At 68.5% G+C, this 6,000-nt stretch carries 6 protein-coding genes; 4 read left to right on the top strand and 2 right to left on the bottom strand.

Annotation, left to right across the window (positions count from 1 at the left end; all coding sequences use genetic code 11):
• A partial coding sequence (locus tag MTR62_RS07585) for a DUF4118 domain-containing protein (RefSeq protein WP_244018596.1) occupies positions 1 to 1,643 on the top strand: 1,643 nt, incomplete at its 5' end.
• Positions 1,640 to 2,341 (top strand): response regulator, encoded by a 702-nt coding sequence (locus MTR62_RS07580; protein ID WP_244018594.1) that lies wholly within the window; start codon positions 1,640 to 1,642, stop codon positions 2,339 to 2,341. The genes MTR62_RS07585 and MTR62_RS07580, both read left to right, overlap by 4 nt.
• Positions 2,342 to 2,386: 45 nt before the next feature.
• Here the strand turns inward: MTR62_RS07580 and MTR62_RS07575 are convergent, their stop codons facing one another.
• On the bottom strand, positions 2,387 to 4,360 hold the full coding sequence (locus tag MTR62_RS07575) for a potassium transporter Kup (RefSeq protein WP_244018592.1): 1,974 nt from the start codon (positions 4,358 to 4,360) through the stop codon (positions 2,387 to 2,389).
• A 200-nt stretch (positions 4,361 to 4,560) separates the two neighbouring features.
• Here MTR62_RS07575 and MTR62_RS07570 point away from each other — a divergent pair, with 200 nt between their 5' ends.
• Together MTR62_RS07570 and MTR62_RS21590 are read left to right on the top strand one after the other, a co-directional pair.
• Entirely contained in the window at positions 4,561 to 4,836 is a 276-nt protein-coding gene (locus tag MTR62_RS07570) for a hypothetical protein (RefSeq protein WP_244018590.1), read from the top strand.
• Between the two features lie 142 nt (positions 4,837 to 4,978).
• Entirely contained in the window at positions 4,979 to 5,302 is a 324-nt protein-coding gene (locus MTR62_RS21590) for a TorF family putative porin (protein WP_407672636.1), read from the top strand.
• 57 nt (positions 5,303 to 5,359) lie between these two features.
• Here the strand turns inward: MTR62_RS21590 and MTR62_RS07560 are convergent, their stop codons facing one another.
• Positions 5,360 to 5,980 carry a TetR/AcrR family transcriptional regulator gene (locus MTR62_RS07560; RefSeq protein WP_244018588.1) on the bottom strand — a complete coding sequence of 207 codons (621 nt, stop codon included), beginning with the start codon at positions 5,978 to 5,980 and terminating at the stop codon, positions 5,360 to 5,362.
• Between the last annotated feature and the right edge of the window lie 20 nt (positions 5,981 to 6,000).

The following is a 6,000-nucleotide window of genomic DNA, read 5'->3' as shown; positions in this document are numbered from 1 at the left end:
GCCCGCGCACGGGGGCCTCGGGCGCGGGACGTTCGGCCGTGCCCGGCGCGCGCTGGGGGCGCTCGGTGGACTACGTCTGGTCGTTGCTGATGGTCGCCGTGATGACGGTGATCGGGCTCTTGCTGGTCGAAGTGCTCGACCTGGGCAACATCGCGCTGCTGTTCCTCGTGCCGGTGATGTTCGCGGCCGCCAATTTCTCGCTGCGCGCAGGCCTGTTCGCGGGACTCGCCTCGAGCCTGGCCTACAATTTCTGCTTTCTGCCGCCGACCGGCACGCTCACCGTTGCCAACCCCGAGAACGTGGTTTCGATCATCGTGCTGCTGGGCGTGGCGGTGGTGACCAGCCAGTTCGCCGCGCGGGTGCGCGCGCAGGCCGACCTGGCGAGCGCGAGCGCGCGGCAGAACGCCGCCTTGGCCAGCTTTTCGCGCCAGTTGACCGCCTGCGCCACGCGCGAGGAGCTGATGCCGGCGATCTGCGCCGACATCGCGCGCCTCATCGATGTCCACGCGGTGCTGCTGCTGCCTTCGCCGCAGGGGCCGGCGCTGGCCGCCGCCTTCCCGCCCGAGGACACGCTGGGGCAGATCGAGATGGCCGCCGCGCAATGGGCGATCGACAACGAACAGCCCGCCGGGCGCAGTTCCGCCACGCTGATCGCCTCGGACTGGCTGTTCCATCCCTTGCGGGCGAGCCGGGCCGAGAACGGGCGCGGCGTGCTGGGGGTGCTGGGCATCGCGCGCACCGACGCCCGCGATCCGGTGCGTTCGGACCAGTTGCCGCTGCTGATGAGCCTGCTCGACCAGGCCTCGATCGCGCTCGACCGCATGACGCTGGAGGAGGAGAGCGTGAAGGCGCGCGAGATCGCGCAGCGCGACCGCTTGCGCTCGGCGCTGCTGTCCTCGGTCAGCCACGACTTGCGCACGCCGCTGACCACGATCCTGAGCGCGGCGCAGGAACTTCGCCAGACCCTGGGGGAGAGCCAGGATGCGGTTTCGCGCACGGAAGGGGCGCTGGCCGCGACCATCGAAAGCGAAGCGCAGCGCCTCAACCGCTTCGTCGCCAATCTGCTCGACATGGCGCGCGTCGAAGCCGGTGCCCTGCCGATGAAGCCCGAGGCGATCGACCTGTTCGATGCCGTCGCCAGCGCCGCGCACGACACCCGCGATGCCCTGACCGGGCGCCGCGTCGATCTCGAGATCCCGGCCGACATTCCGCTCGTGCGGCTCGATCCGGTGCTGCTGCACCACTGCCTGATCAACCTGCTCGACAACGCCGGGCGCTACGGCGATCCGGGGACGGCGATCCTCGTTCGCTGCGCACGCACGCGCGAGGGGCTGATCCTGAGCGTGATCGACCAGGGGCCGGGCATCCCCCAGGGCGAGGAGCTGCGCGTCTTCGAAACCTTCACCCGGCTCGAGGGATCGGACCGCGTCCGGCAGGGCACCGGGCTGGGCCTGGCGATCGTCAAGGGTTTCGCCGAGGCGATGGGGCTGGCGGTGGCCGCATCCAACGCGGACGGCAACGCGGATGCCGGCGCGGATGCTGGCGCGGACGCCGGCGCGGGGCGGGGCACGGGCGCCTGTTTCACGATCGCGATACCCGAGGGCCTGCTGGTCAGCCCCTTGCACGATGAGGATATCCTATGAAGAACCGCCACACGGTGCTGGTCGTCGACGATGAACCGGCCATCCGCCGCCTTATCGTCTCGGCCTGCGCGCGCGCCGATTACGCCACGCTGGAGGCGGGCACCGCGCGCGAGGCGCTCGACGCGCTCAAGGCGAACCGGCCCGAAGTCGTCCTGCTCGATCTGGGGCTGCCCGATCGCGACGGGCTCGAACTGGTTCCCCTCGTCAAGCAGGGCAGCGATGCGACGCTCATCATCGTCTCGGCGCGCGAGGCAACCGAAGAAAAGGTCGCCGCGCTCGACCTGGGCGCCGACGATTACCTGACCAAGCCCTTCGACACCGAGGAACTGCTCGCGCGGCTACGGGTGGTGCTGCGCAACCGGGCCACGCGCGAGGGCGGGGTGAGCACGCTGCGCGCGGGCGCGGTGACGATCGATCTCGTCGCACGGCGCATCACCCGCGCGGGTGAAGAAGTCCACCTCACCCCCAAGGAATACACCGCGCTGACCCAGCTTGCGCGGTTTCCGGGGCGGGTCATCACGCATCAGCAGATCATGGCCGAAGTCTGGCCGCGCGATCACGAGCGTCATGTGGAATACCTGCGCGTGCTGATCCGCTCGCTGCGCCAGAAGCTCGAGGCCGATCCCCAGCGCCCGACGCTGATCGTCAATGAAATCGGGATCGGCTATCGCTTGCTGTCGAACGCGGACAGCGAGTGAGGTTTGGGGTCGCCCAGCGACGACGGCGTGGGGGCCGTCGTCGCTTCAGATTTCGAGCTGCGAGCCCAGCTCCACGACGCGATTGGGCGGCAGGTTGAAGAACTCCATGGGCGTTGCCGCGTTGCGGGTCATCCAGGCGAACAGCCGCTCGCGCCAGATCGCCATGCCAGGCTTTTCGGACGGGATGAGCGTCTGCCGGCTGAGGAAATAGCTGGTGGTCATGCCGCCGATCGGGCTCCCGCAGCTTGCGATGCTCTGGAGCCGGGCGGGAATGTCGACCTCCTCGAGGAAACCGTGGCGCAGGAGGATGCGATAGAAACCATCGCCGTGGTCGGTGATGGTGATCCGCGCCTCGCCCGCGAGATGCGGCGTGGGCAGCGTCGCGACGGTCAGGATGATGACCCGCTCGTGCAGCACCTTGTTGTGCTTGATGTTGTGCATGAGCGCGGCGGGCACGCCGCTGGTCGTGGCGGAAAGAAACACCGCGGTGCCCGGAACCCGGCGGGCTGAACGCGCGGTCGAGCGGATGAACAGGTCGAGGTCGATCCCGGCTCCGGCAAGCGAACGGCGAACGATCGTGCGTCCCGTCGACCAGGTGGACAGGACCGTGAAGGCCACCAGCGCGACGAGCAGCGGAAACCAGCCCCCATCGAACAGCTTGGTGGCGTTGGACAGGAAGTAGGCACAGTCGATCACCAGGAACAGCGCGGTCATGCCCAGCGCCAGAACCGGGGGCCAGCGCCAGACCTTGAGCGCGAGCACGCCGAGCATGCAGGCGGTGATGACCATCGTTCCGGTCACCGCGATCCCGTAGGCCGCGGCAAGGTTCGTCGAGGAGCGAAACGCGAGGACGAGGAGGATGACGAAGCCCAGCAGCGACCAGTTGACGATCGGCAGATAGACCTGGCCCTCGGCGGTCGGGCTGGTGTGCAGGATGCGCAGCCGGGGCAGATAGCCCAGCTGCACGGCCTGGCGGGTGATCGAGAAGGCGCCCGAAATAACCGCCTGGCTGGCGATGATCGTCGCCAGCGTGGCGAGACCCACAAGCGGCAGGCGCGCCCAGGCAGGAGCCAGCAGGAAGAAGGGATTGTCGATCGCCTCGGGATGCGCGAGCAGCAGCGCCCCTTGGCCCAGATAGTTGAGCATGAGGCAGGGGAAGGCCGCGTAGAGCCAGGCCAGGCTGATCGCCTTGCGGCCGAAATGACCCATGTCGGCATAGAGCGCCTCGGCGCCGGTCACCGCGAGCACGACCGCGCCCAGCGCGAGAAAGGCCATTTCGGGATCGAGCGCGAAGAAGTGCCAGCCCCACCAGGGGTTGAGGGCTCCCAGAATGCCGGGCCGCGCGACGATGTTGTGCGCGCCCAGCACCGCCAGAACCACGAAGTAGAGCGCCATGACCGGACCGAAGAACGTGCCGACCCGCTGTGTGCCGTGCTTCTGGATGACGAAGAGCGCAACCAGGATGAGGATCGTGATGGGCAGCACCAGATCGGACAGCGAGCGTTCGACGACCGTGAGCCCCTCCACCGCCGAGAGCACCGAGATGGCCGGGGTGATGATGGCATCGCCATAGAACAGCGCCGTGGCCGCAACGCCCAGCATGGTCATCAGGCCAAGCCAGCGGCCGCGCGCGAGATTGCGGTCGAGCAGCGCGAGAAGCGCCATCGAGCCGCCCTCGCCTTCGTTGTCGGCGCGCATGACGAGGAACACGTACTTGAGCGTGACGATCATCGTCATGGTCCAGAATATCAGCGAGAGGACACCGAATATGTGGGGCGCATCGACGAGCATCGGATGATGCCCGACGAAACTCTCCTTGAGCGCGTAGAGCGGGGAGGTGCCGATATCGCCGAACACCACGCCCAGTGCGCCCAGAGCCAGCGTTCCCAGGCGCCCGCTCGGGCCGTGGCCGGATCGTTCCTCGGTCTGCACGGCACGGGTCGGGGCTAGCGGCGGGGAGGACGACGGGGTGGCTTGAGCCGGTTTGGCCGGACTCGGTTCTGATCGTTGGTGGGGCATCGCAGCGGCGCCATGCCACGAATGCGCGTTTGAACTCCATGCAGGGAAAGGCGCGAGCGCATAGGATTTGCGTATGATTTTCGCGCGTGTCGCCGTGGGGACGCCCGATCCTATGAAATCTCAATGCGATCGCGGCGCTGGCCGTCTCGAATTGCTATGCTGGCGTCGATAGCTGGAGGGCCTCTTCAAAGGGGGCTTCCATGCTACCGTGGCACCACAAACCCATTGCAAAACGTGCTCTTCGCCTGTGCGGCGCCGCGCTGCTCGGCCTGGCCGGGGGCGTGACCGATCGGCTCTTTCATCGCTTCCACGGCCATCCTCCCGCCCCCGCGCAGCTGGCGCGGCAGCTATCCGAACTGGGGCTGTGCACGCTTGACTGGCTGTTGCTGGTGGCGGGCATGCTGCTCCTCGTCGTGGGGCCTGGCCTGTGGCGCCAGGTTCCGCTCCCCGGTCACTGGGCGTCCCGCGCGGCGTGAGGCGTGAGACGGCGCGCCTCAGGGCGCTGGAGCGCATCGCAGGCCTTCGCGCCCCGTCCGCCGCGCCAGGGCCGTACCCGAACGCCGTAGCGCCTCTGCACCGTCGCTGCGGAGATGTTTTCCGGCTTTCCGAAAGATCCCCATGGAATCGTTTCAAATCGCCCTTGTCCCGGTCGCACTGGCCGTGGCTCTTGCCCCTTTCGTGCCGGCGCAGGCCGGAGTCGAGCTTGACCACGAAAGCGGGCTTCATGTCGGAACCTGGGCCTCCAATCTGTCGGGCTGGGGCACGTTTGGCGGGGCGAACATGGAGCTCGACCTCATCGCGGACTATGCCGCAGCGCTCGTCCCGAACACGAGGTTCGATACCGGCCTGACCGGGTCCATGTATCCGGGCCGCGCGGCTCCAGCCCAATTTCAGCAAGGGGCAGGGCGGCAAGGGGAAGCCTCGCCGGAGCGGGCGTGGTGACGTCGGTGGCGATAGCCTTCCGACGCGGCGGGCCGACCCTTTGTCCGGGCGCGGCGATCAGCGCGCGGGCGGCGAGACGATGGCGTCGAGTACGGCGGCGAGCTTGTCGCGCAACTGGTCCGGGTCCGCCTTGCGCAAGGCATCGAGCGGGGCGATCCGGTAGAGCGCGTCGAAGCCCAGCAGCATGGCCAGCGCGAAGGCGGCGTTCAGGGTGCCATCCTCGCGGCCATCCGCATCGGCGGCTGGCGGGCCAGCATGGGCGCGAAGGTGTCGGGCCAGCGGGGCGACCGCGTTGTGGCCGAGCGCCTCGACGATCATCGGGGCGACCTCGCGGCTGGCGATCGAGAGCAGCAGCGCTCCGGTCGGGTCGATGTCCCGCTTGTGCACCGGAGCGGGGTCGACCGCCAGGCGTGCCACCTGCTGGGGCCAGTGCCCGGCGTCCGGCGTCAGCAGGATTTCCGCGTCGAGCAGGGGCAGGACGGTCTGCGCGAAGAGCGCCCGCTTGGAGCCGAAATAGCGCGCGATCATCGCCGGGTCGACGTCCGCCGCCCCGGCGATTTCGCGCAGGCCCGTCCGGTCGTAGCCCTGTTGCACGAACAGTCGTCGTGCCGCCTTGGCGATGGCGTCCTTGGTTGCCTGGGCGTTGCGGGGGCGAGCGGGGCGTTCGCGGGTCGTCATGCTTGTAACTCAACACATGA

This window comes from Novosphingobium organovorum, assembly GCF_022832435.1.
GTDB classification, from domain to species: Bacteria; Pseudomonadota; Alphaproteobacteria; order Sphingomonadales; family Sphingomonadaceae; genus Novosphingobium; species Novosphingobium organovorum.
The sequence above is the reverse complement of the archived record's forward strand: the minus strand, read 5'-3'. Positions and strand labels throughout refer to the sequence as shown.

Coding starts and splice junctions, on each gene's coding strand:
- MTR62_RS07580 (WP_244018594.1), top strand. CDS start 1,640: ATGAAGAACCGCCACACGGTGCTGGTCGTCGACGATGAACCGGCCATC.
- MTR62_RS07575 (WP_244018592.1), bottom strand. CDS start 4,360: ATGCCCCACCAACGATCAGAACCGAGTCCGGCCAAACCGGCTCAAGCC.
- MTR62_RS07570 (WP_244018590.1), top strand. CDS start 4,561: ATGCTACCGTGGCACCACAAACCCATTGCAAAACGTGCTCTTCGCCTG.
- MTR62_RS21590 (WP_407672636.1), top strand. CDS start 4,979: ATGGAATCGTTTCAAATCGCCCTTGTCCCGGTCGCACTGGCCGTGGCT.
- MTR62_RS07560 (WP_244018588.1), bottom strand. CDS start 5,980: ATGACGACCCGCGAACGCCCCGCTCGCCCCCGCAACGCCCAGGCAACC.